The sequence below is a fragment of the Pseudonocardia sp. DR1-2 genome, from assembly GCF_023717215.1.
GTDB lineage: Bacteria > Actinomycetota > Actinomycetes > Mycobacteriales > Pseudonocardiaceae > Pseudonocardia > Pseudonocardia alni.
Genome location: NZ_JAMQOF010000005.1, coordinates 1 through 22,298, shown reverse-complemented (window position 1 = coordinate 22,298; position 22,298 = coordinate 1). Strand labels below are relative to the sequence as shown.

23 protein-coding genes and 2 pseudogenes are annotated in these 22,298 nt (G+C 75.5%); 13 read left to right on the top strand and 12 right to left on the bottom strand.

Annotation, left to right across the window (positions count from 1 at the left end):
• Positions 1 to 11: 11 nt before the first annotated feature.
• From ppk2 to ND486_RS15760, 3 genes are all read right to left on the bottom strand, one after another.
• On the bottom strand, positions 12 to 980 hold the full coding sequence (gene ppk2 / locus ND486_RS15770) for a polyphosphate kinase 2 (protein WP_251784938.1): 969 nt from the start codon (positions 978 to 980) through the stop codon (positions 12 to 14).
• Positions 981 to 1,041: 61 nt separating this feature from the next.
• A complete protein-coding gene (locus tag ND486_RS15765; protein WP_251784937.1) occupies positions 1,042 to 1,875 on the bottom strand; it encodes a siderophore-interacting protein in 834 nt (277 codons plus the stop codon).
• Positions 1,872 to 2,780 (bottom strand): iron-siderophore ABC transporter substrate-binding protein, encoded by a 909-nt coding sequence (locus tag ND486_RS15760; RefSeq protein WP_251784936.1) that lies wholly within the window; start codon positions 2,778 to 2,780, stop codon positions 1,872 to 1,874. The genes ND486_RS15765 and ND486_RS15760 overlap by 4 nt, the downstream gene beginning before the upstream one ends.
• A gap of 118 nt (positions 2,781 to 2,898) precedes the next feature.
• Here ND486_RS15760 and ND486_RS15755 point away from each other — a divergent pair, with 118 nt between their 5' ends.
• Positions 2,899 to 3,435: a phytanoyl-CoA dioxygenase family protein gene (locus ND486_RS15755; RefSeq protein WP_251784935.1), complete on the top strand. Its 537-nt coding sequence runs from the start codon at positions 2,899 to 2,901 to the stop codon at positions 3,433 to 3,435.
• A 4-nt stretch (positions 3,436 to 3,439) separates the two neighbouring features.
• Here ND486_RS15755 and ND486_RS15750 read toward each other — a convergent pair whose 3' ends face one another.
• Entirely contained in the window at positions 3,440 to 4,204 is a 765-nt protein-coding gene (locus ND486_RS15750; protein ID WP_073574493.1) for an SDR family NAD(P)-dependent oxidoreductase, read from the bottom strand.
• 14 nt (positions 4,205 to 4,218) lie between these two features.
• Complete coding sequence (locus ND486_RS15745; protein WP_062395873.1) at positions 4,219 to 5,220, bottom strand: acetamidase/formamidase family protein; 1,002 nt, start codon at positions 5,218 to 5,220, stop codon at positions 4,219 to 4,221.
• A gap of 111 nt (positions 5,221 to 5,331) precedes the next feature.
• Here ND486_RS15745 and ND486_RS15740 point away from each other — a divergent pair, with 111 nt between their 5' ends.
• Entirely contained in the window at positions 5,332 to 5,952 is a 621-nt protein-coding gene (locus ND486_RS15740; protein ID WP_062395872.1) for an L-threonylcarbamoyladenylate synthase, read from the top strand.
• A gap of 232 nt (positions 5,953 to 6,184) precedes the next feature.
• The gene (locus ND486_RS29180) at positions 6,185 to 7,957 is read left to right on the top strand and encodes a hypothetical protein (protein ID WP_285898828.1); all 1,773 of its coding nucleotides are present in this window, start codon (positions 6,185 to 6,187) and stop codon (positions 7,955 to 7,957) included.
• Here ND486_RS29180 and ND486_RS15730 read toward each other — a convergent pair whose 3' ends face one another.
• Positions 7,958 to 8,920, bottom strand: a complete 963-nt coding sequence (locus tag ND486_RS15730; RefSeq protein ID WP_251784934.1) for a pseudouridine synthase — start codon at positions 8,918 to 8,920, stop codon at positions 7,958 to 7,960.
• Positions 8,921 to 8,946: 26 nt separating this feature from the next.
• Here ND486_RS15730 and ND486_RS15725 point away from each other — a divergent pair, with 26 nt between their 5' ends.
• The 4 genes from ND486_RS15725 to ND486_RS15710 all read left to right on the top strand — a co-directional run bounded on the left by ND486_RS15725 (position 8,947) and on the right by ND486_RS15710 (position 13,308).
• Positions 8,947 to 9,567, top strand: a complete 621-nt coding sequence (locus tag ND486_RS15725; RefSeq protein ID WP_179762490.1) for a LysE family translocator — start codon at positions 8,947 to 8,949, stop codon at positions 9,565 to 9,567.
• 77 nt (positions 9,568 to 9,644) lie between these two features.
• The gene (locus ND486_RS29795) at positions 9,645 to 11,135 is read left to right on the top strand and encodes a GntP family permease (RefSeq protein WP_251784933.1); all 1,491 of its coding nucleotides are present in this window, start codon (positions 9,645 to 9,647) and stop codon (positions 11,133 to 11,135) included.
• Between the two features lie 8 nt (positions 11,136 to 11,143).
• Complete coding sequence (locus ND486_RS15715) at positions 11,144 to 12,361, top strand: CaiB/BaiF CoA-transferase family protein (protein ID WP_208820074.1); 1,218 nt, start codon at positions 11,144 to 11,146, stop codon at positions 12,359 to 12,361.
• A complete protein-coding gene (locus ND486_RS15710; RefSeq protein ID WP_251784932.1) occupies positions 12,358 to 13,308 on the top strand; it encodes a hydroxymethylglutaryl-CoA lyase in 951 nt (316 codons plus the stop codon). Before ND486_RS15715 ends, ND486_RS15710 begins: the two co-directional genes overlap by 4 nt.
• Here the strand turns inward: ND486_RS15710 and ND486_RS15705 are convergent.
• The gene (locus ND486_RS15705) at positions 13,302 to 14,036 is read right to left on the bottom strand and encodes a helix-turn-helix domain-containing protein (protein WP_251784931.1); all 735 of its coding nucleotides are present in this window, start codon (positions 14,034 to 14,036) and stop codon (positions 13,302 to 13,304) included. The genes ND486_RS15710 and ND486_RS15705 overlap by 7 nt on opposite strands.
• Positions 14,037 to 14,118: 82 nt before the next feature.
• On the opposite strand from ND486_RS15705, the gene ND486_RS15700 reads away from it, so the two are divergent.
• Positions 14,119 to 14,340, top strand: a complete 222-nt coding sequence (locus ND486_RS15700) for a maleylpyruvate isomerase N-terminal domain-containing protein (protein ID WP_251784930.1) — start codon at positions 14,119 to 14,121, stop codon at positions 14,338 to 14,340.
• Between the two features lie 18 nt (positions 14,341 to 14,358).
• Positions 14,359 to 14,685 (top strand): annotated as a pseudogene (locus ND486_RS15695) (TIGR03086 family metal-binding protein); the annotation flags it as partial.
• A 13-nt stretch (positions 14,686 to 14,698) separates the two neighbouring features.
• Here ND486_RS15695 and ND486_RS15690 read toward each other — a convergent pair.
• Both ND486_RS15690 and ND486_RS15685 read right to left on the bottom strand, forming a co-directional pair.
• The gene (locus tag ND486_RS15690; protein WP_251784928.1) at positions 14,699 to 15,466 is read right to left on the bottom strand and encodes an IclR family transcriptional regulator; all 768 of its coding nucleotides are present in this window, start codon (positions 15,464 to 15,466) and stop codon (positions 14,699 to 14,701) included.
• Positions 15,463 to 16,869, bottom strand: coding sequence for a xylulokinase (locus tag ND486_RS15685; protein ID WP_251784927.1), 1,407 nt, complete (start codon positions 16,867 to 16,869; stop codon positions 15,463 to 15,465). Before ND486_RS15685 ends, ND486_RS15690 begins: the two co-directional genes overlap by 4 nt.
• A 71-nt stretch (positions 16,870 to 16,940) precedes the next feature.
• On the opposite strand from ND486_RS15685, the gene ND486_RS15680 reads away from it, so the two are divergent.
• From ND486_RS15680 to ND486_RS15670, 3 genes are read left to right on the top strand one after another with little or no spacing between them, the layout of a single operon-like run.
• Complete coding sequence (locus ND486_RS15680; protein ID WP_062395865.1) at positions 16,941 to 17,138, top strand: hypothetical protein; 198 nt, start codon at positions 16,941 to 16,943, stop codon at positions 17,136 to 17,138.
• 1 nt (position 17,139) lies between these two features.
• Positions 17,140 to 17,898: an SDR family NAD(P)-dependent oxidoreductase gene (locus ND486_RS15675; protein WP_251784926.1), complete on the top strand. Its 759-nt coding sequence runs from the start codon at positions 17,140 to 17,142 to the stop codon at positions 17,896 to 17,898.
• A complete protein-coding gene (locus ND486_RS15670; protein WP_251784925.1) occupies positions 17,895 to 18,950 on the top strand; it encodes a phosphotransferase family protein in 1,056 nt (351 codons plus the stop codon). Before ND486_RS15675 ends, ND486_RS15670 begins: the two co-directional genes overlap by 4 nt.
• Here ND486_RS15670 and ND486_RS15665 read toward each other — a convergent pair.
• A complete protein-coding gene (locus ND486_RS15665) occupies positions 18,937 to 20,382 on the bottom strand; it encodes a cytochrome P450 (RefSeq protein ID WP_251784924.1) in 1,446 nt (481 codons plus the stop codon). The two genes, ND486_RS15670 and ND486_RS15665, sit on opposite strands and share 14 nt — an antisense overlap.
• A 100-nt stretch (positions 20,383 to 20,482) precedes the next feature.
• Here ND486_RS15665 and ND486_RS15660 point away from each other — a divergent pair, with 100 nt between their 5' ends.
• On the top strand, positions 20,483 to 21,145 hold the full coding sequence (locus tag ND486_RS15660; RefSeq protein WP_251784923.1) for a TetR family transcriptional regulator: 663 nt from the start codon (positions 20,483 to 20,485) through the stop codon (positions 21,143 to 21,145).
• Here ND486_RS15660 and ND486_RS15655 read toward each other — a convergent pair.
• Positions 21,138 to 21,785 carry an LUD domain-containing protein gene (locus tag ND486_RS15655; RefSeq protein ID WP_251784922.1) on the bottom strand — a complete coding sequence of 216 codons (648 nt, stop codon included), beginning with the start codon at positions 21,783 to 21,785 and terminating at the stop codon, positions 21,138 to 21,140. The genes ND486_RS15660 and ND486_RS15655 overlap by 8 nt on opposite strands.
• Positions 21,782 to 22,298, bottom strand: a pseudogene (locus ND486_RS15650) (lactate utilisation protein LutB domain-containing protein); the annotation flags it as partial. The gene ND486_RS15655 and the pseudogene ND486_RS15650, both read right to left, overlap by 4 nt.

Below are 22,298 nucleotides of genomic sequence, written 5' to 3'. Positions count from 1 at the left end.
GCCCCCGCGGGTCAGTGGTGCTTGTCGGTCAGCGGCGGGAAGCGGTTCGGGCCCTCGTCCTGCTCGAACATCTCCGCGGCGGGCCCGACGATGAGCCGGTCCGGCGGGGACGCCACCCCGGTGTCCTTGCCGGGGTAGTCGAACAGGCCCAGGACGTGGCGCATCGCCTCGAGCCGTGCGCGCTTCTTGTCGTTGCTCTTGATCACCGTCCAGGGAGCGTCCTTGGTGTCGGTGTAGAAGAACATCGCCTCCTTGGCCTCGGTGTAGGCCTCCCACTTGTCCAGTGAGGCGAGGTCCATCGGGGACAGCTTCCACTGGCGCACCGGGTCGACCTGACGGATCAGGAAGCGGGTGCGCTGCTCGTCGCGTGACACCGAGAACCACAGCTTCACCAGGTGGACCCCGGACCGCACGAGCATCCGCTCCAGCTCCGGGGTGGCCCGCAGGAACTCCATGTAGGAGCGGGGGTCGGTGAAGCCCATGACCCGCTCGACGCCGGCCCGGTTGTACCAGGACCGGTCGAACAGCACGATCTCCCCGGCCGAGGGCAGATGCTGCACGTAGCGCTGGAAGTACCACTGGCCGGCCTCGCGCTCGGTCGGCTTCTCCAGCGCCACCACCCGGCAGCCGCGGGGGTTGAGGTGCTCGGTGAACCGCTTGATCGTCCCGCCCTTGCCCGCGGCGTCGCGGCCCTCGAACAGCACGACGATCCGGTTGCCGGTGTCCTTGACCCAGTTCTGCAGCTTCAGCAGCTCGATCTGCAGCAGCCGCTTCTGGCGCTCGTACTCCAGGCGGGACAGACGGTCGTCGTAGGGGTAGCCCTGGCGCCAGGTGTCGACCGGGCTGCCCTCGGGACCGACGAGAGTCGGGTCGTCGTCGTCGGAGTCGTCGACCCGGAAGTGCCCGGGGCCGGCCGCGGCGGGGTGCGGGATCAGGGTGTCGGGGGCGTCGGCCTGAGGCTCGACCGGGGTCTCGTCCACGTGTGGCAACGCTGCGCGCCGGTCATGGCCGCAGGGCCACACCCGGATGACGGCCGGGTGATCAGCGGGCAGCGGGACGGGGCCGGTCGTGCCAGTAGCCCTGCGCGTGGACCCGGTCCGGGGCGACGCCCGCCTCGTGCAGCAGCGCCCGCACCCGCGCCACCCGCGTGCTCTCGGTGGCGTTCCAGGCGTAGAAGTGCTCGCCGAGGCGGGCGGCCGCGGCACCGTGGGCGTCGGCCCAGTCGGCGACGGCGTCGAGCAGCGGGCGCCCGGGCCGCCGGCAGACCTCCACCGTCACCCCCGGATGGGCGTCGGTGAGCCCGACGGCGTCGGCCGGGTCGCCGACCTCGACGAGCACCCGGCCCCGGTGGTGCGGCGGGAGTGCGGCGAGGATGCCGCGCACGGCGGGCAGCGCGGTCTCGTCGCCGGTGATCAGTACCTCGGTGGCGGGGCCCGGGTCCCACTGCACGCCGTGACCGGGGTTGCCGCGCCGCACGTCCGGCCCCGAGAGCAGGACGGCGTCGCCGGGGAGGGCGACCGCGGCCCACGCGCTCGCCGGGCCCGGCCGGGAGTGGCGGAACACGTCGAGGTCGACCTCACCGCGCCCCGGCCGTACCGCGGCCGGGGTGTAGCTGCGCAGCACCGGCCGCGTGTCGGCGGGCAGCTCCCGCAGCCGGGCCCGCCACTCGCGTTCCGGCAGGCCGGAGGTGAGCGAGGCGGGGTAGCCGTCGTCCGGCGGGACCAGCAGCTTGACCCGCTGGTCCCGGCCGTGCGGGGCGAACCGCGACAGCTCCGGACCGCCCAGGACGATCCGCCGGAACCCGGGTGAGGGCACGCCGACGGCGAGCACCCGGGCGGCGAACAGGACGTTCGGCGACCCCGACAGGGGGCTCACCGGCCCAGCGTCCGCTCGATGTCGTCGAGCACCCTCTGCCCGCCGAGCGGCCCGACCCCGGTGATCCAGACCGACTGGTCGACCGGGTGCAGCCGGGGGAAGACCTGCGCGCGCACCGCCTGGACGGCCGGTGGCACCGCCGACGGCGACGCCGGGTCGGTCGCGGTCAGGAACACCTCGTCGGCGCGGGCCTGCTGGACCAGCTCGGGGGACAGGTCCACCGAGATCGAGTCCTCCCAGTCCCGGGGCGGGATGGTGAACCCGGCGCACTCCAGGGTGCTGCCCGCGAACGACGTCGGCCCGTACAGGGTGAGCAGACCGTCGCGGGGGCGGATCATCTGCGCGGTCCGCCCGGCCGTGTCGTGGGTGCGCGCCACCTCGGCGCAGCGGTCCCGGTAGCGGGCGAGCAGCTGCTCGGTGTCGGCCTCGCGGCCGAGCGCCCGGCCGACGAAGCGGACGTTGTCCTGCCACGGGTCGGCCTGCGAGGCCATGAACGCCGTCGGCGCGATCGCGGTCAGCCGGTCGTACAGCGCGGCGTGCCGGGACTCGGTGCCCAGGATCAGGTCGGGTCGCTGGGCCGCGATCCGTTCCAGGTCGGGCTCGGCGACGGTCCCGACGACCGCCACCTGCGCACCGGCGTCGCCGAGGTAGGCGGGCACCCCGGTGCCCTCGGACAGGACCCCGGCCCCGACCGGCGGTGCGTCGAGGGCGACGGTGGTGTCGAGCTGCACCGGCTCCAGCACGACGACCCGCCGCGGCGCGGCCGGGACCGCGACCTCGCCGCGCGCGGTGGCGACCGTGCGGGTCTCCCCGCCGTCGGTGGGGCCCGAGCCGGGCGCGGAGCACGCGGCGAGGAACAGGGTGAGCAGGGCGGCGAGGGCCACCGCGGCCCGGGGCGGCGTCACGGACGGTCTCCTTCGGTCAGGTGAGGTGACCCTAACCCGGGACCGGTTCGGGATGGAGTGTCCGGTTCGACGGGAAACCGGTCGCCGCGACCGCGTCACCGGGGCACCCTGTGGCGCGATGATCGAGCAGTTCGTCCGTGAGGGCTGGGTGCACGTCCCGGGCGCGTTCACGACGGCGGCGGCCGCCCGCTGTCGTGCACCCGGCGACGACGGATGGCACGTCGAGTCTTCCTTCACCGGGCCCGACGGCGGACCGCGGCTGTCGGTGGACTCGCGGGGCCGGTCCCTGCTGATGCTGTTCCTCTACTCCGACGTCGGCCCGGACGACGCCCCGACGCTGCTGCGCCCCGGATCCCACCGCGACGTCGCGCCACTGCTCGCGCCCCACGGTGCGGCCGGTGCGGACTGGCTGCCGTTCTGCGGCGAGGCCGTTCCCGCGACGGCGCGACGCCCGGAGGTCGCGGCCTGCGGCCGGGCCGGCGACGTCTACCTGGTGCACCCGTTCGTCGTGCACCGCGCCCAGGCGATGTCCCCGGCGGCCCGGCGGCCCCGGGTGATCGCCCAGCCACCGCTGGAGCCCGCGAGCGAGCCGGCGTTCGACCTGCCGGCCGGGACCGCGCCCGCCGAGCGCGTGGTGCGCGAGGCGCTGGGGTGAGGGGTCAGAGCTGCACCCCGCGGGTCAGCGCCCCGTCGACCACCAGGTTGGTGCCGCTGATCCGGCTCGCCCGCGGGCTGACCAGCGAGACCACCGCGTAGGCGGTCTCCTCCGGGGTGCCCATCCGGCCGGTCGGGTTGAGTCCCATCGCGTGCGCGTACAGCGCGGGGTCGTGCTGCTCGACGTTCGCCCACACCCCGCCGGGGAAGTAGACGTTGCCGGGGGAGACCGCGTTGGCCCGGATGCCCTTCGGCGCGAGGTCGAACGCCAGGCCGGAGACGTAGTGCACGAGCGCGGCCTTCATGACGCCGTAGGAGCCGTCGGCGAAGTCGATCTCGCGGCCGGACACGCTGGACACCGCGGTGACCGAGGCGGCGTCGCTGCGCTCCAGGTGCGGCAGCGCGGCCTCCACCAGGCGCACGGTGTGCAGCAGGTCGACCTCGAAGCTCGAGCGCCAGTTCTGCTCGCCCGGGCCGATCGCCAGCGCGCTCACGTTCGCGACGACCGCGTCCACCGCCCCGAACCGCTCGGCGCTGTCGGCGACCCAGCGGCCGAGGGCCTCGCCGTCGGCGACGTCGACGGCGGTCCCGGCCACCTCGCCGGCACCCGCGGCGCGCAGCTCCTGCTCGGCGGCGGCGACCCCGTCGGCGTCGCGGGCGCAGAACGCGACCCGCGCGCCCTCCGCCGCCAGCCCGGCGACGACCGCGCGCCCGATCCCGCGCGACCCTCCGGTCACGAGCACGACACGTCCGTTCAGCAGCATGTCCATGGAATGGGCCTCTCTCACAGGGAGCGGGCCTGCTCGCGCAGGTGACGGTGGACGCCGCCGTAGGCCGCGGCGGCCGGGAGCAGCGCCTTCGCGATCTTGGTGACGGCGCTGTAGTTGGTGTCGACGACGTTGGCCAGCGGCGACTCCGCGGCCTGGGTGAGCAGCTGGTAGGCGTCCAGCCGGTCCAGCCCGTACAGCTCGCCCAGCCAGGCGATCATCCCGACCTGGCTGGCCCGCCACGCGTCCTCCAGCGGACGGGAGGACCCGACGACGACGTAGTGGGTGTCGGTCTCGATCCGCGGCCACGCCGGGACCGGGGCGTTCTTGATCAGCTCGACGATCAGCACGACGTCCATCGCGCCCTCGACGGCCGTACCGCAGCTCTCGCCCTCGCCCTGTCGGTAGTGGCCGTCGCCGACCGAGAACAGCGCACCGGGCACGTTGACCTGCAGGTAGCAGGTGGCCCCGGCGCGCATCTCCGGGGTGTCCATGTTCCCGCCGAACACGTCGGGCACCAGCGAGCTGCGCACCTCCCGCCCGGGCGGGGCGACGCCGACGGTGCCGAGCATCGGGTTGCACGGCAGCTCCAGGCGCAGGTCCGCGCTCGTCGCCTCGAACAGCACCGTCCCCGCGGCCCGGTCGAGCTGGTAGATCCAGGTCCGCTCGGGGAGCGGCTCGTGCAGCAGCGCCGTGCGGTCGGTCGTCGACAGCGCCCCGAACAGCGGGATCAGGGTGGAGGCACCCCAGTCCCGGGCCGGGGTCAGCTCCACGAGGTGGATGGCCAGGGTGTCGCCCGGCTCGGCGCCCTCGACGTGGAACGGCCCGGTCTGCGGGTTCACCTCGCTCATGTCGAGCACCGCGCTCGGACGGTCCGAGGTGGACGTGAGCCGCCCGGAGAACGCGTCCTCGGTCCACAGCCGCAGGCAGGTCCCGGGCGCGACCCGGCGCACCGGTGGCACGCCACCGAAGGTCCAGGCGAACTCGTGCCGTTCCGGCCGGTATTCCACGACGTGCATGGATCGCATCCTGGCCCCCTCCGCGCATCGCGGGCAACGGTTTCCCGCCGCACCGCGACCGCCCGGTCGTCGAACTCCCCGGGTGGGCCGCCGAGCCGGTACGTTGCCGCGATGGCCCGGTACTTCGACGTGCACCCGCAGAACCCGCAGCCGCGCAGCATCGGACAGGTCGTGGACCTCGTGCGGTCCGGCGGCCTGATCGCCTACCCGACCGACTCGTGCTTCGCGCTGGGCTGCTCGTTGGGCAACCGCGACGGCCTGGAGCGGATCCGGCAGATCCGCAAGCTCGACGACCGGCACCACTTCACCCTCGTGTGCGCGGAGTTCGCGCAGCTCGGGCAGTTCGTGCAGATCTCCAACTCCGTGTTCCGCGCGGTGAAGGCGTCCACCCCGGGCAGCTACACCTTCATCCTCCCGGCCACCAAGGAGGTGCCCAAGCAGCTGCTGCACCCGAAGAAGAAGACCGTCGGCGTGCGTATCCCCGACCACGCCACCACCCAGGCGCTGCTGGCCGAGCTGGGGGAGCCGCTGCTGTCCTCGACGCTGCTGCTGCCCGGCCACGACGAGCCGATGACGCAGGGCTGGGAGATCAAGGAGGAGCTGGAGAACCAGGTCGACGCGGTCATCGACTCCGGGGACTGCGGCACCGAGCCGACCACCGTCGTCGACCTGTCCGGCGACGAGCCGGAGATCGTGCGGCACGGCGCGGGGGACCCGTCGCGGTTCGAGTGAGCACCCCTCCGGCGCGGCCGCCCGGCCGCCCGTCGTGCCCGTCCGGGCACCCCGGTGACCCGCCCGCGGGGGGCGCGCCGCCCGCCCGTCCACGATCCACCGCCCACCGCATCAGAGCGAGCGCTGGGCGGACCGACGAGTAGGCTTCGCAACCGTCCCGCCCGCTACCCGAGCGGGTACTGACGTGGCGTCCGACCCCGGGCGCCGTCCGAACGGTTCGGAGGACGATCGCGTGGCGCGAGACGACCCGCCGCCCAACCCGTCCGGCCCGGCGGGTGCCTCGGCCGGGGACGCGGTGCTGGCCGCGATCGCGCACCGGTTGCGGGCCCGTTCGGAGCGCCAGCAGCTGCTGACCGAACGGCTGCGTGCCGGCGAGCTGCGCCCGGGTGCGCTGGCCGACCTCGCCGAGCTGGCCGCGGCCGCCCGCCGCGGGGCCCGCGACGGCGACCACATCCTCGTCCTCGCCGGCGCCCCCCGCGGGCCCCGGCTCGCGGCCCCGTCGACCCCGCTCGGCCAGGCGCTCAACGCCGTCGTCTCCGCGAGTGAGGCGGCCTCGCGCACGATCGTCCCGCCGACCCCGAGCGTCTCGGTCGACGCGACCGCCGAGCCCGTCCTGGGCCAGATCCTGGCCGAGCTGCTCGCCCACGCCGCGAGCGCCACCCCGGCCGGGGAGCGCATCGAGCTGCTGACCCGCTGGGGTCCCGACGGCGGGATCGTCGTCGAGCTCCAGGGGACCCAGTCGCCGCGGCACCGCACCCCGGTCGAGGAACTGGACCGCGCGCTGGGCTCGGCGACCCCCGGTGGCCCGGTCGCCCCGCAGGAGATCGGCCTGCACGTGGCCGCGCGGCTGGCCCGCGCCATCGGCGCCCGGCTCGGCGTCCGCGCCCCCGCCGGGAACTCCGCGATCGCCCCGATCGCCGTGCTCCACCTGCCGTCCTCGGTCCTCGGCGGTGGCCGCTCCGAGTCCGCCGCGCCCGCCGCGCCCGCCGCGGAGCCGCAGCCGGCCGAGTCCGCCGAGCAGGCCGGGACCGGGACGACGGCGTCGCTGCGCCGCCCGGCACCCGCCCCCGCACCCGCACCGGCCGCGGCGGCGGACGTGCCGTGGCCGCCCCGGGAGACCCCGGTGGCGGAACCCGAGCGCAGCTGGCCGCCGGTCGCCCCCGAACGGGACGAGCCCGCGGCGCCCGCCGGGCTGCCCCGCCGTGCCCCCCGCCCGGCCGGCGGGATCGCGGCCGCGGCCCCCTTCGCCGGATCCGGTGCCCCGGCTGCCCGTCCGCAGGCCCCCGGCCCGGCCGGTCCCGGACCGAACGGGTCCGGCCCCGGTACGCCCGGCCCCGGCCCGGGCCCGCGCCCGCCGTACGGACCGCCGTCGCCGGGCACCGGCCCGGCGCGCAACGGCGCCCCGCCACCGCCGCCCGCGCCGGAGGACCCCCCGGCCACCGAGGCACTTCCCGTCACCGGCGCGGCGGAGGCGACCCCGCCGGTGGAGCTGTTCGGACCGTTCGACTCGGAGGTGCCGGTGCCCGTGGACGACGCGGACGACACGCCGATCTTCGCGGCGGTCGCCTCGGCCTGGTTCCGTGAGCCGGGATCGACCGAGACGACGGCGCTCCCGGTCACGCAGAACGACAACTGGCGCACCGCGGGCGACGCCGAGTTCGACGCCGCCCGGATCCGGGCCGACCGGGTCGTCGACCTGCCGACCACCGCACAGGGCCTGCCGCAGCGTCTGCCCGGGCAGGCGATGGTGCCGCCGTCGTGGCGGGACACCCCGAACGGTCTCGCGCCGACCGGGTCGCGGGAGCGCCAGCCCGACCGGGTGCGCAACCGGCTGGCCAGCTACCAGCGGGGTCTGCGCGAGGGCCGCCACCGCGCCGCGGAGGACCACGGCCCGCACGGACCGGCCGGTGGTGCGCGCAACGGCGCCGTCAACGGCGCGCCGGTGCCCGGCGGGCACCGCAACGGCCACCACCTCGACGACGGCGACGACCGCAGCGTCGGCTGATCACCACTCGTGCGGCGTCCCGGCGGCCCAGCCGTCCGGGTCGTCCCACGCCTGCAGGGTGCGGCCGCTGACGAAGCGCCGCCGCGCCCCGGTCACCGGGTCGTCGAACTCCAGGGCACGCGAGAGCAGCTGCAGCGGGCGGGTGAAGTCCTCCGGCGCCCGCCGGTGCAGCTCGGGGTAGACGTCGTCGCCGAGGATCGGCACGCCCAGCCCGTTCAGGTGCACCCGCAGCTGATGGGTCCGCCCGGTGCGCGGGGTCAGCCGGTACAGGGCCCGCTCGCCCCGCAGCCCGGCGAGTTCGACGCGGGTCTCGGCGTTCGGCTCGCCGTCCTCGGTGACGGCGGCGAACACCCCGGGCCGCTTCACGATCCGCGACACCTCGGTGCGCGGCAGCTCCAGGTCCGGGTCGAACCGGGCGAGCGCCTCGTAGGTCTTCGTGACCCGGCCGCGGGCGAACAACGTCTGGTAGGCGCCGCGTAGCTCGGGGCGCACCACCAGCAGCAGGACCCCCGCGGTGGCGCGGTCGAGCCGGTGCGCCGGGCTGAGCGCGGGCAGCCCCAGCTCGTGGCGCAGCCGCACCAGCACGGTCTGGCGGACGTGGCTGCCCCGCGGGATCGTCGCGAGCAGGTGCGGCTTGTCGACCACGACCACGTCGTCGTCGGCGTGCAGCACCGGCAGCCCGAACGGCACCGGTACCTCGTCGGGCTCGTCGCGGTAGAGCCACAGCGTCGTCGACGGCGTGTACGGCGTGGCCGGGGTGACCGGGCCGTCCGCGGTCACGATCTCCCCGGCCGCCAGCCGTGCGTCGATCCGCTCCGCGACGTGCGGGAACCGGTCGACGAGGTGGTCGCGCATCGTCGCCCACCCGCCGGTCGCCGGGGTGCGGACGCGGGCCGGCGCGAGGCCGTCGACCGTCGGGAGCGGGGACGCCTCCCGGGACGTGCGGCGCCGGCGGGATCTCACGGGGCAGCAGCCTACGATGGCCCGTCGTGAGCTGGACGTCCTACGGTGCCTACCTGTTGATCGTCGTCGGGCTGGTGCTGATGCCCGGCCCGGACACCTTCGTGATGCTGCGGGCCTCGCTGGTCGGCGGGCGCGCGGGCGGACTCTCGACGCTGGCCGGGGTGTTCACCGGCAACGCCCTGCAGGGCGGCGCCGCGGCGTTCGGGCTCGGGGTGCTCGTCGCGAGCTCGCACACCGCGTTCACCGTGATCCGCTGGGCCGGGGTGGTCTACCTCTGCGTGCTCGGGGTGCAGGCGCTGCGGGCCGCGCGCCGCGGGGACTACCCCGTGGTCCCCGACGGCGGTCCGCGGCTGCCGGCGCGGCGGTCGTTCCTGGTCGGCTTCGGCTCGAACATCACCAACCCGAAGGTGCTGGTCATGTACCTGTCGGTGCTGCCGCAGTTCCTCGTGCCGGGGGTGACGACCACCGCCGACGCGCTGCTGCTGGCGCTGTCGGTGGCGGTGCTCGGCGGCGTCTACGGGGTCGGCCTGGTCCTCGCCGTGCACCGGGCGCGGGCCTTCTTCACCCGGCGCCGCGTGCGCCGCGCCGGTGACGTCGTCGCCGGGGTCGCGCTGATCGGGTTCGGTGGGGCGCTGGCCGCCGCCTGACCTGCGGGGTTGCCCGCATGGTGGGTCTGAGTTCATGATGTGGGTGCGACATCGTCGTCGATGCCAGGGGGATCATCGTGTCGGACACCGTCATCGTGGTGAACACGGCCGTCGCCGTGCTCGCCGTCGTCGTGCTGATCGTGAGGTTCCGGCTCAACCCGGTGATCTCCCTCGTCATCGGCGCCGTCTACCTGGGCCTGACCGCCGGCCTGGGGGTGACGGGGACGGTCGACGCGGTCACCGGCGGGTTCGGCGACATCCTGGCCGACGTCGGGCTGCTCATCGCCTTCGGTGTCCTGACCGGCGCGATGCTGCACCACGCGGGCGCCATCGAACGGCTGGTCTCCGCGCTGCTGACGGCCTGCGGCCCGCGCGGGATGCCCTACGCCACCGCCGTCACCGTCTCCACCGCACTCCAGTCGATCTTCGTCGACGTGCTGCTGGTCATCTCCGCACCGCTGGCCCGGCGGATCGCTCCGCGCATCGGGGACAAGGGGCTGCCGCGGATGGCGACCGCGCTCGCGATCGGCCTGGAGTGCGGGATCGTGTTCATGGTCCCCGGTGTCGGTGCGGTCGCACTCGCCGGTGTGCTCGGGGTGCCGCTGGGCCAGATGCTGATCCTGGGCCTGGTCGTCGTGGTGCCGACCGTGCTCATCGCGACCGGGATCATGTCCGTGCTGCTGCGCCGCGGCTGGTGGGACCCGGCCCGCGACGAGCAGGAGCCGGTCGCCGCGGGCGTGCCCGCCGGTGCGGAGGCCGACTCGCCGGACACCGCCGCACCCGACGCCGGGAGCGCCGGGGGACGGCCCACCGGTACCGGCTCCCCGGACGGCGGGGGCACGGACGGGGGACACGGAGCCGGGCCCGGCGGGGGCGCGGTCCCGGCCGCCGTCGGCACCGCGGTGTCCGGCACCGCGCGTCGCGAGCTGCCGCTGGCCCTGCTGTTCGGGCCGCTGCTGGTGGGTCTGCTGCTCATCGCCGCGGGCGCCGTCCTCGACGCGGCCGGGATCACCCACCCCGTCATCGCGTTCCTGGGCGAGCCGGTGATCGCGCTGCTGCTCGCGCTGATCGGGACCACCGCCGTCGTCGGGGTCGCCCACGGGCGCGGCATGGTCGAGGCCGCGGTCTCCGACGGGTTCCGCGAGAGCGGGCAGATCCTGATCCTCACCGGCGTCGGCGGCTCGCTCGCCACGACGATCTCCGAGGCGGGCCTCGGCGAGATCCTCGGCCGCTTCTTCTCGGCGAGTACCGCCGCCCCCCTGCTCATGGTGTGGCTGATCGCCGCCGTGCTGCACGTCGCGATCGGGTCGGTGACGATCTCGGCGATCACCGCGGCCGGGGTGCTCGCCCCGGTCGCCCCGGTGATCGGCCTGGCCCCGGTCCTGATCGCGCTGGCCGCCGGTGCCGGGGCGCTGTTCGCCGTCCACGTCACCTCGAACACGTTCTGGCTGCTGCAGTCGCTGCTCGGGCAGTCCGTGCGCGGGACGCTCAAGACCTGCTCGGTCGGGGTCTCCATCGCCTCCGTCGTCGCGATCCTGGTGATCCTGCCGCTGTCGCTCGTCGTCTAGGGAGAGTCGTGTCGCAACTTCCGCTGTCCGGGGTCCGGGTGCTCGAGCTCGGCAACTACATCGCCGCCCCCACCGCCGGACGCCTGCTCGCCGACTTCGGCGCCGAGGTGATCAAGGTCGAGCGCCCCGGTACCGGCGACGAGATCCGCAACTGGCGGCTCTACGCCGGGGACACCTCGATGCTGTACCGGACGCTGAACCGCAACAAGCGCTCCATCACCCTCGACATGCGCTCGGCCGCGGGGAAGCAGGCCGTGCTGGACCTGGCCGCCCGCTCCGACGTGGTGCTGGAGAACTTCCGGCCCGGCACGCTGGAGAAGTGGGGGCTGGGCCCGGCCGAGCTCGACGCCGTCAACCCCGACGTCGTGCTCGTGCGGATCTCGGCGTTCGGGCAGACCGGGCCGCTGTCGTCGCGGCCGGGGTTCGCCGCCGTCGCCGAGGCGATGGGCGGGCTGCGCGCCCTCGTCGGGGAGGCCGACCGGCCGCCGTCGCGGACCGGGGTGTCGATCGGGGACTCGATCGCCGGGCTCTACGGCGCGTTCTCCGCGATGATGGGTCTCTACCAGCGCGAGAGCCGCACGGACCGGCCCGCGCTGGACCGGCGCTGCATGGACGTCGCGCTCAACGAGGCCGTGTTCTCGATGATGGAGTCCCTCGTCCCCGACCACCTCGCCTACGGCGTCGAGCGGCGCCGCGTCGGCGGGCGGATGGAGGGCATCGCCCCGTCCAACGCCTACGTCTGCGCGGACGGGGGCAGCGTCGTGATCGCCGGCAACGGCGACTCCATCTACGGCCGGTTCATGACCGTCATCGGCCGCGCGGACCTGGGCGCCGACCCGGAGCTGGCCTCCAACGCGGGCCGCTGGGCGCGCCGCGACGAGCTCGACGGCGCCATCGAGACCTGGACCCGCTCGCTGCCTCGCGACGAGGTCCTCGCGAAGCTGGAGGAGGCCGGCGTCCCGGCCGGGCCGATCCACTCCGCCGCCGACATCGTCGCCGACGAGCAGTTCCGCGCCCGCGACATGGTCCAGTACTTCGACGTCGACACCGGCGGCGCCGAACCCGCACGGGTCGGGTTCCCCGGCATCGTGCCGGTGCTCGACGGCCGGTCGGTCCCGGTCCGCTCGGTCGGGCCGGACCTGGGCGCCGACACCGCCGACGTCCTCGGCGGGCTGCTCGGGTACACCCCGGACACGATCCGGGCCGCATCGGGGGAGGACGCATGAGCACCGACGGGGTCGTCCTGCGGGACGTCACGCTGCGCGACGGGCTCCAGCTCACCGGCAAGCCGCTGCCCACCGACCGCAAGGTCGGGCTGGTCCGCGCGCTGCTCGGCGCGGGCGTGCCGGAGCTGGAGATCGGGTCGCTGGCCCGCGGCGACCTGGTGCCGCCGCTGGCGGACACCCTCGACGTCGTCGCCGCGCTGACACCGGAGGAGCTGGAGCGCTGCTGGGTGTGGGTGGCGACGCCGCGGCACGTGCAGAAGGCGGTGGCCGCCGGGGCCCGCAACGTCCAGTACTGCTTCTCGGTGTCCGACGCGCACAACAACGCCAACATCGGCCGTGACACCTCCGTCTCCCTCGACGCGATGCCGCAGGCCGTCGAGCACGCGCGTGCCGCGGGCGGACGCATCCAGCTGTGCCTCGCGACGGCGTTCACCTGCCCGTTCGACGGACCGGTCGATCCGGACCGGGTGGCCGGGATCGTCGCCGACCCGCGCACCGCGGGCTCCTGCGACGTCGTCGTCTGCGACACCCTCGGTCAGGCGAACCCGGCCGAGGTCGGGTCGCTGGTCGGGCGCGTCGCCGCGGTCGCCGACGGCCGTCGCATCGCCTTCCACGGCCACGACACCTGGGGCCAGGGCGTCGCGAACGCACTCGCCGCGGTGCAGAACGGTGCGACCGTCCTCGACGGCGCGCTGGGCGGGCTGGGCGGCTGCCCGTTCGCGCCCGGTGCCAGCGGCAACACCGCCAGCGAGGACCTGCTGTTCGCGCTGCGCCCGGACTGGCTGACCCCCGCGGTGCTGGCCGACCTCGTGACGTGGTCGGAGGACCTGCTCGCCGAGCTGGGGGAGCCGATGCGCTCGGCGACCGCCCGCGGGGTCCGCTCGAACGCCCAGGCCTTCCCGTGGACGGCGGGACCGCGCCGGGACCGCACGGACGACGGTCAGTAGCGCCGCGCGTAGGACGTCGGGGGCTCGCCGAACATCCTGGTGAAATCCCGGCTGAGGTGGGCCTGGTCGGCGTAGCCGAGGTCGGCGGCGACCTCGGCCCACCGTACCGGCACGCCCGCCGCCATCAGCTCGGTCACCTCGTGCAGCCGGTAGCGACGGATGACCCACTTCGGACCGACCCCGACGTGGTCGTGGAACAGCCGTTGCAGCGAACGGACGCTGGTCGCGCTGTCGCGGGCCAGATCGTCGACCCGGACCAGCGATCGGTCCCCGGCCACGGTGGCCACGAGGTCCCGTGCCTGTGCCGCGGCCCGGTCCGGCCCGTCGGCGGGCAACCTCGCGCGCAGGTGGTCGGTCAGCCCGTTCACGTCCGCGGCGACGACTCCGGCGACCGGGCATCGGCGGTCGGTGACGGTCGAGACGGGTGCGCCGACCAGCGCCCGGGCCGTGCCCGCCCGCAACGCCGCCCCGACCACCCGGCCGGTCCCGGTCAGCTCGCGGTGGACGTACCGGGTCGCCGGCCCGGCCAGCATCGCGGCGGCCCCCGGCTGAACGGTCAGGTGCACCTGCGGGTAGGGGACGACCTTCTGCCGGTAGGGCCGGTCGTAGTGCCAGTCGACGATCCAGAACCGCTCGACGAAGCCCGCCAGGTCGGCCGGTGGGAGCACGGTGCGCACCCGCTGGTGACGGGCCCGGGCCGGCGGGAGGCGGCGGGGGTCTTCGTCCACGGTGGGCGAGTATGCCGGGATCCGGCGGAACCGTCGCGTTCGTCCAAGACCCCGGGCGCGCCCGGGCCCTAGCGTCGCCGTCATGCACCGTCACATCGCCGCCGCGGCGGCCGCACACGTCCCGCTCGTCGCGGCCGCGGCCCGGCTCCCGCTGACCCGTCCCACGCCGTGCTCGGAATGGGACCTGCAGGACCTGCTTGGCCACCTCCTGTACTGGACCCCTGTGCTCGCCGAGGTGGGGCGGCGCTCCGGGCACGGACCGGCCGACGGACCCGAACCGACCGCTCCGGTCACCGGGGACTAGCCCGTCCGGCTCCACGCCGCCCGGGAGGACCTGGTGGTCGTGTGGTCGGAACCGGCGGCCTGGGACGGCACGGTGACCATGGGCGAGCAGGTCCCGGCCGCCGTCATCGGCGGGATGGTGCTGGGTGAGCTCGTGGTGCACGGATGGGACCTCGGCCGTGCGGTGGGAGTCGATCCGCAGTGGCCCGCGGAGGTCCTCGACGCCACGCTCACCGCGGTGTCGGCCATGGCGGAGCAGGGGCGGGGCATGGGTGTGTTCGCGCCCGCCGTCGAACCGGGCCCCGGGGCGACGCCGATCGAGCGCATCGTGGCGCTGACCGGCCGGGACCCCGGCTGCGATCGCTGAGCCGGCCGCCGGGTCAGCCCGGCGGGCGCCCGCCGAGGGTGCGGGTCAGCCGCTCCGCGGCCCCGACCAGCAGGTCCACGCACTTCTCGCACTCCGAGCGGCCGAACCGGATGGTCGGTCCGCTGACGGTGAGCGCCGCGGTCACCTCCCCGGCGTGGTCGAACACCGGCACGGACAGCCCGGAGCCGCCGTCGTCGCGCTCGGCGACGGTGATCGCGAACCCGTCGCGGCGGGTGTCGTCCAGCAGCGCGCGCAGCGTCTCCGGGTCGGTCACGGTGTACTCGGTCAGCGACGGCAGCGGGCCGGCCAGCACCTGCGCGGCCAGCTCGGGGGCCCAGGCGAGCAGGACCCGGCCCGCCGAGCCGGTGTGCAGCGGGATGACCTTGCCGACGTGCATCTCCCGGCGCAGTGCGTGCCGCGTCTCGGCGACGGCGACGCACACCCGGTGCCTGCCCTCGGCCCGGAACAGCGACGCGGTCTCCCCGGTGGTGTCGCGCAGCTCGCGCAGCAGCGGCCCGGCCAGCTCCAGCAGGTCCACCCCGCGGGCCGCGGCCCCGGCCCAGTAGGCCATCCGGATCCCGATCCGCACCCGGTCCCCGACCCGGTCCAGCAGCCCCTCGGCGACCATGTTGGACACCAGCCGCTGCACCGTCGAGGTCGGGATGCCGGTCGCCTGCTGGATCTCGCCCAGCCCGAGCACGGGGCGCTGCAGGGTGAAGGCGTCCAGGATGTCGGTGATCTTGCCGAGGACCAGGAGCCGCTTCGGGCCCTCGCTGGTCATCCCGCGACCCGGTCCAGGAAGGCCCTCGCCGCCTCGCGGTAGCGCTCCCAGGCCGCCGGTGCCGGGTCGGCCTCGTAGCGTGCCGGTTCGGCACCGGCGCTCCACGACGGCGGCGTCGCGCCGCCGTGCAGCGCCCACGCGGCCTGGCGGGCGGCGCCGTCGGCCACGTACTCGCCGGGCTCGGGCACCCGCACCGGCACCTCGAAGACCTGCGCGGCGATCCGGCAGACCGCCTCGGAGCGGGCCGCCCCGCCGACCAGGGTCACCCCGGACACGGTGACACCCTGCTCGCGCAGCGCCTCCAGCCCGACCCGCTGTGCGGACAGCATGCCCTCGACCGCGGCCCGGGCCAGGTTCTCCCGGGTCCCCGACGCCAGCGTCCAGCCGTGCAGTGCGCCGGTGGCGTCGGGCAGGTTCGGGGTCCGCTCGCCCTCCAGGTAGGGCACCACGACCAGGCCGCCCGCGCCCGGCTCGGCGGCCAGCGCGAGGCGGCCCAGCTCGTCGTGGTCCACGCCGAGCAGCCGCCGGGTCGCATCCAGCACCCGGGAGGCGTTGAGCGTGCACACCAGCGGCAGGTAGGCACCGGTGGCGTCGGAGAACCCGGCGACGATCCCGGAGGGGTCCTGGGCGCGACGCTCCGATCGGGCGAACACCGTGCCGGAGGTGCCCAGCGAGACGACGACGTCGTCGCCGGCGTCGACACCCAGCCCGGCGGCCGCGTTGTCGCCCGCCCCGGCGCCGACCCGGATCCCGCCCGGCCCGTCGACGGACTCGGCCGGGCCGAGCAGCCGCGGCAGCGCCGGCGTCGACCCGAAGAAGCGTTCCAGCAGCTCGGGGCGGTAGTCGACGCCGTCGAACCAGCCGGTGCCCGAGGCGTCGGACCGATCGGTGACCAGCTCGTCGAGCCCCGCGCCGCCGGGGACCCCGCCACCGCGGAGCTTCCAGGTCAGCCAGTCGTGCGGCAGGCACACCGCCGCGGTGCGGGCGGCGTGGTCGGGCTCGTGCGCGGCGAGCCAGCGCAGCTTGGCCAGGGTGATCGAGGCCACCGGGACGACGCCGGTCGTCTCCGCCCACTGCTGCGCGCCGAACTCCTCGACGAGCTCGCCGGCGGCGGCGGCCGAGCGGGTGTCGTTCCACAGCAGCGCGTCGCGGACGACCTCGCCGCGCTCGTCGAGGCAGACCATGCCGTGCTGCTGGCCCGCGACCGACAGCGCCGCGACGCCGTCGAGGCCGCCCGCGTCGTCGATCGCGGCCTCCAACGCCTCCCACCAGAGCCGGGGCGCGATCTCCGTGCCGTCCGGGTGTGCGGCGCGCCCGGAACGGACGAGCTCGCCGGTGTCGGCGTCGCGGACGACGACCTTGCAGGACTGGGTGGAGGAGTCCACCCCGAGCACCAGTGCCATGCCCCCAGCCTGCCATCGCCGGACCGGCGCGGCGGGAGACAGGCGGGGTGGATCGGTGCCAGGGTGGTCCCATGAGCGACGAGCAATGGTTCTACTGCCTCAAGCACGGCACCGTGGAGACCGCCGAGGGCTGCCGATCGGCCGACCGGCTCGGCCCGTACCCGGACAAGGCCACCGCGGCCCGCGCGCTGGAGATCGCCAAGGAGCGCACCGAGTCCGAGGACCGCAAGGACCGTGAGTGGAACGCCGGGGGCTCCGGGGCGTCCTGAGATGAGCGCGTCGAGCGACGGAGGCCGGGTCGTCGTCGTCACCGGCGGGAGCCGGGGGATCGGTCGGGCGGCGTGCGCGGCGTACGCGGCCCGCGGCGACACGGTCGTCGTCGCCAGCCGCAGGGCCGAGGCGTGCACCGCGCTGGCCGCGGAGCTGACCGCGGAGCACGGCACGCCGGCACTGGGCGTCGGCTGCCACGTGGGCCGCTGGGCGGACTGCGACGCCCTGGTGGACCGGGTGCTCGCCGAGTACGGCCGGATCGACGTGCTGGTCAACAACGCCGGCATGTCCCCGCTCTACGGGTCGCTCACCGAGGTCACCGAGGAACTGTTCGACAAGGTCCTCGCCGTGAACCTGCGCGGCGCCTACCGGCTCGGGGCCCGCTGCGGGGAGCTCATGGCCGCGGCGGGCGGCGGCGCGATCGTGAACGTCTCCTCGGTCGCGGCGGTGATGCCCGGCCCCGGCGAGCTGCCCTACGCGCTGGCCAAGGCCGGGCTCAACGCCCTGACCGTCGGGCTCGCCCGCGCCTACGCGCCGTCGGTGCGGGTCAACACGGTGATGCCCGGTCCGGTCCGGACCGACATCGCCGAGCACTGGACCGAGGAGTTCCGCACGCGGATCGCCGGCACCGTCCCCGCCGGACGGGTGGGGGAGGCCGCCGAGGTCGTCGGTGCCATCCTCTACCTGACCGGCCCGGACGCCGGCTACACCACCGGCGCGACGATCAAGGTCGACGGCGGGATGGCGTGGTCGACGTGAGGTCCCCGGCCGACGTCGTCGACCGTGCCGCGCTCGGGGCCTGGCTGCGCGACCAGGGCCTCGGCGACTGGTCCGGCGAGCTGGAACCGGTCGGCGGCGGCACCCAGAACGTGGTGCTGCGCACCGTCGTCGACGGCAGGCCGCTGGTCCTGCGCTCCCCGCCGGTGCACCCGCGGCCGGGGTCGGCCCGCACCATCGCCCGCGAGATCACCGTGCTCGGCGCGCTGCGCGGCACCGACGTGCCGCACCCGGAGCTCGTCGCCGCGTGCACCGACGCCGGGGTGCTCGGCAGGCCGTTCTACCTGATGTCCGACGTGGACGGCGTCAACCCCGGCGAGCGGGTCTCGCCCGAGCAGGCCGCGACCCCGGCGCTGCGGCACGGCGCGGTGCTCGACGTGGCCCGGGCCGCGGCCCGGCTGGGACGTCTCGACCCGGCCGCCGTCGGGCTCGACGGGCTGCGCCGCCCCGGCCCGTTCCTGGAACGGCAGGTGCCACGCTGGACCGGGCAGCTGGCGTCCTACTCCGAGGTGCCCGGCTACGACCCGGGCGACCTGCCCGACGTGGCCGTCGCCGCGGACTGGCTGACCCGGCACCGGCCGCCCGAGCCGGAACCGGGCGTCGCGCACGGGGACCTGCACCTGAACAACGTGCTGCTGGAGCGGACCCGGCCGCGGGTGGCCGCGCTGGTCGACTGGGAGATGTGCACCGTCGGCGACCCGCTGCTCGACCTCGGCTGGCTGCTGGTCACCTGGCCGGTCGACCCCGTCGGGTTCGGCGCCGGGACCGAGCTCGCCGGGCACGGCGGGCTCCCCACCCGGGCCGAGCTCGTCGCCGCCTACGCCGACGCCGGCGGCCGCGACACCACCGGCATCACCTGGTACGCGGGGCTGGCCGCGTTCAAGCTCGGCGTCGTGCTGGAGGGCACCTGGGCGCGGGTCGCCGCGGGCGAGGCGGACCGCGCGGTGGGGGAGCGGCTGCACGGCGCGGCCGTCGCGCTGCTGGAGCTGGCCGTGCGGATCGCCCGCGACGAGTGGGCCGTCAGCGCGGGGTGAGCCGCACCGGGATGCCGCCCACCGGCACCGGCAGCGAGGTGTTGTCCCAGCGCAGCCGGTAGGAGGGCTCGACGCTCCACCGGTAGCGGCGCAGCATCTCGTGCAGGATCGCGGTGACCTCCAGGGTCCCGAAGTGCAGCCCGATGCACTTGTGCACACCACCGCCGAACGGGATCCACGCGTCGCGGTCGGAGCGGTCCTCCCGCCGGTCGGGGGAGAACCGCTCGGGGTCGAAGCGCTCCGGGTCGGTCCAGCAGGACCGGTCGTAGTGGTTCACCGCCTGCGCGACGACGACCCGCGTCGCCGCAGGCACGTGGTGCCCGGCGACCGCGGTGTCCTTCACCGCCGTCCGCATGACCAGCGGTACCGGCGCGTCGAGCCGCAGGGCCTCCCGGATCACCAGGTCCAGCGAGGTCAGCTCGCGCAGCTCGGCCACGGTCGGGGCGCGGTCGGAGATCCGCTCGGCGAGCGCGTCGGACTCGGCGCGGCAGCGCTCCTGCCAGACCGGGTTGCGCGCGAGGTGGTGCGCCGCCGACGCCGTCGTGGTGGTCGACGTGTCGTGTGCGGCCATCATCAGGAAGATCATGTGGTTGACGACGTCGTCGTCGGAGAACGTCTCGCCGTCGTCGGTGCGGGCGTGGCACAGCGCGGAGAACAGGTCGGTGCCCTCGCCCGCACGCTTGGCCGCCAGGTTCTCCCGGAACCAGTTCTCCAGCACCACCCGCCCGCGCAGCCCGCGCCGCCACCGGGTACCGGGCAGGTCCTTGCGGACGAAGGAGTTCGCGGCCCGGACGCAGTCGACGAACGCCCGGTTCACCGCCTCGGCCTCCGGCCCGGAGCGGGCGTCCATGAACACCGCCTGCGCGACGTCCAGGGTGAGCCGCTTGAGCGCCGGGTAGAGCCGCAGCCGCTCCGGCCAGGTCGGCAGCACCTCGCGCACGACGGGGGTGGTCGCGGCGACGTAGCTGGAGATCCGGTCGGCGGTGAAGGCCTCCTGCATGATCCGCCGGTGCGCGCGGTGCTCGTCGAAGTCGAGCAGCATCAGGCCGCGGTGGAAGAACGCGTCGACCGTCGCGCGCCACCCCTCCTGGGAGAACGCCTTGTCCCGGTTGGTGAGCACCTCCCGGGTCGCGGCCGGGCCGGTCACGACGATCGCCCGGCCGACCGGGGACCGCATCCACCACACCGGGCCGAGTGCCTCGGTGCGGGCGCGGGTGAAGCGGTGCCCGAACCGGATGTAGGCCAGCGCGTGGCCGAGCAGCGGCATCCCCTCGTCACCGGGGACCTCGGCCAGCCCGTGCGGTGCCGGGCCGAACGGCACGGGGCGGTGGCTCCGGGCGCCGGTGGCGAGCAGCGCGTCGTCGAGCCGGTCGGGTGCGGGCAGGGTGAGGACGGACGACCAGCGCTCACGCGCCTGCTGCACCAGCTTCACGGCATTGCTCCTCGGGCCTCGACGTCGGTGTCCCCGCCGAAGTTAGACACATACGACAGAACTGTCCAGATGGTGGACGGGTCGTGTCATGATGTCTTCCATGAGCGAGCGGCGGACGATGGCGCGGCGGGCCCGCGACGAGCTGCGCGGTGAGGTCCTCGACGTCGCCGAACGCCTCGCGGTCGCGGGGGAACGCCCGTCGATGCCCGAGCTCGCCCGCCGGGTCGGAGTCAGCAGGCAGACCCTCTACAGCGAGTTCGGCGACCGTGACGGCCTCGCCGCGGCCCTGATGCTGCGCGCCACCGACCGGTTCCTCGACCGGATCGAGGCGGCCCTCGACGGCGAGCCCGACCTGTACGCGGCGTGGGTCGCCGCGGTCGACGCCGCCCTCACCGAGGCGGGGGAGAACCCGCTGATCAAGGCCCTGCTCAGCGGCGACGCGGCGGTCCCGTCCGCGTTCGGCGCCGACTCCGGTCCGATCATCGCGGCCGCGGCCGAGCGGTCCGCGGGCTACCTGCGCCGGGTCCGGCCCGGGGCCCGCGAGCACGACGTCCGGCTCGCCGCCGAGACCGCCGCCCGGCTCACCGTCAGCCACATGGTGCTGCCCACGGGCCCGGCCGCGCGCTCGGCGGAGGACATCGCGACGGTGGTGGTGCGGACGCTCGGCGACGCCGGGCTCCGGACGGCGTCGCCCGCCCCGCGGGGCAGCCGCAGCACGTCCGGCGGCACCACCGGCGCCGGCCCCGCCGGAACCGTCAGCTGACGATCACCACGTGCAGTGTCCGCGGCCCGTGCACACCCTCCACCCGGTCCAGCTCGATGTCGCTGGTCGCGCTCGGCCCGCTGATCCAGGTGTGCGGCCGCGCCGGGTCCAGCGCCGCCACCGCCTCCGGCACCCCGGCCACGACCTGGTCGGCGCGGATCACGCAGACGTGCAGGTCGGGGACCAGCGTCGCGGCGCGCCGGCCCTGGCCCGGACCGTGGTCGAGGATGATCGTGCCGGTCTCGGCGATGCCGATCGCGGCCGTCGACAGCACGCCGTCGCAGCGGTCCAGCTCCGCCACCGCGACGTCCGGCCCGTCCGGGACGACCTCGACGTCGTCGGGCACCAGGCCGGCCGGGAAGCCCGGCGGCACCAGGATCCGCAGCGGGCCGGAGCCCGCGAGCGGGGGCCGGCCGGCCAGGGCACCGGCGACCCGCGCCGCCGCGGTGTCCGGGTCCGCCCGCTCGACGACGGCGCGGTAGTCCGCGACCCGCTCGTCGAACAGGTCGACGACCTGCGCGTGCGGCAGCGACCGGTCGGGGACCGGCCGGACCACCTCGACGTCGAGCACCGGCTCGACGTCGGGCACGTCGGTCAGGGCCCGCCGGGCCTTCGCCAGGATCGCCTCGCGCGCGCTCATGCCCCGTCCCCGTTCCTGCGCCCGCCGTCGGTGTCGTCGCTCCGGCTCCGTCCGCCGTCGGTGTCGTCGCTCCGGCTCCGTCCGCCGTCGGTGTCGTCGCTCCGGCTCCGTCCGCCGTCGGTGTCGTCGCTCCGGCTCCGCCCGCCGTCGGTGTCGTCGCTCCGGCTCCGCCCGCCGTCGGTCCTGGTCCACCACTCCCGGAAGGACTCGGCAGCCGGTACCGGCACGTCGCGCGAGTCCGACCAGGCGCTCGCCGGGCCGGGCACCGCGCCGAGGATGCTGCGCCCGCCGGGCGCGGTGCGGCCCAGCCGTCCGGCCAGCCTCCCGCCGATCCCGGCGACACGTTCCGCGGCGCCGGTGCGCGTGGCCGAGGACAGCGTCCACGACGCCGCCCGCATCGCGACGTCCTGCACCGACGGCACCCGGCTCGCCCTCCGGTGGGCGTCGACGACCTCGGCGCGCAGGTGCACCAGCACCTCGGGGATGTCGATGCGGACCGGGCAGACCTCGAAA

Bases quoted from the DNA above. Each gene is read 5' to 3' on its own strand.
- ND486_RS15745 (WP_062395873.1), bottom strand. From the start codon at position 5,220: ATGCACGTCGTGGAATACCGGCCGGAACGGCACGAGTTCGCCTGGACC.
- ND486_RS15710 (WP_251784932.1), top strand. From the start codon at position 12,358: ATGAGCACCGACGGGGTCGTCCTGCGGGACGTCACGCTGCGCGACGGG.
- ND486_RS15755 (WP_251784935.1), top strand. From the start codon at position 2,899: ATGATCGAGCAGTTCGTCCGTGAGGGCTGGGTGCACGTCCCGGGCGCG.
- ND486_RS15680 (WP_062395865.1), top strand. From the start codon at position 16,941: ATGAGCGACGAGCAATGGTTCTACTGCCTCAAGCACGGCACCGTGGAG.
- ND486_RS15740 (WP_062395872.1), top strand. From the start codon at position 5,332: ATGGCCCGGTACTTCGACGTGCACCCGCAGAACCCGCAGCCGCGCAGC.
- ND486_RS15685 (WP_251784927.1), bottom strand. From the start codon at position 16,869: ATGGCACTGGTGCTCGGGGTGGACTCCTCCACCCAGTCCTGCAAGGTC.
- ND486_RS15675 (WP_251784926.1), top strand. From the start codon at position 17,140: ATGAGCGCGTCGAGCGACGGAGGCCGGGTCGTCGTCGTCACCGGCGGG.
- ND486_RS15690 (WP_251784928.1), bottom strand. From the start codon at position 15,466: ATGACCAGCGAGGGCCCGAAGCGGCTCCTGGTCCTCGGCAAGATCACC.
- ND486_RS15700 (WP_251784930.1), top strand. From the start codon at position 14,119: ATGCACCGTCACATCGCCGCCGCGGCGGCCGCACACGTCCCGCTCGTC.
- ND486_RS15655 (WP_251784922.1), bottom strand. From the start codon at position 21,785: ATGAGCGCGCGCGAGGCGATCCTGGCGAAGGCCCGGCGGGCCCTGACC.
- ND486_RS15750 (WP_073574493.1), bottom strand. From the start codon at position 4,204: ATGGACATGCTGCTGAACGGACGTGTCGTGCTCGTGACCGGAGGGTCG.
- ND486_RS15660 (WP_251784923.1), top strand. From the start codon at position 20,483: ATGAGCGAGCGGCGGACGATGGCGCGGCGGGCCCGCGACGAGCTGCGC.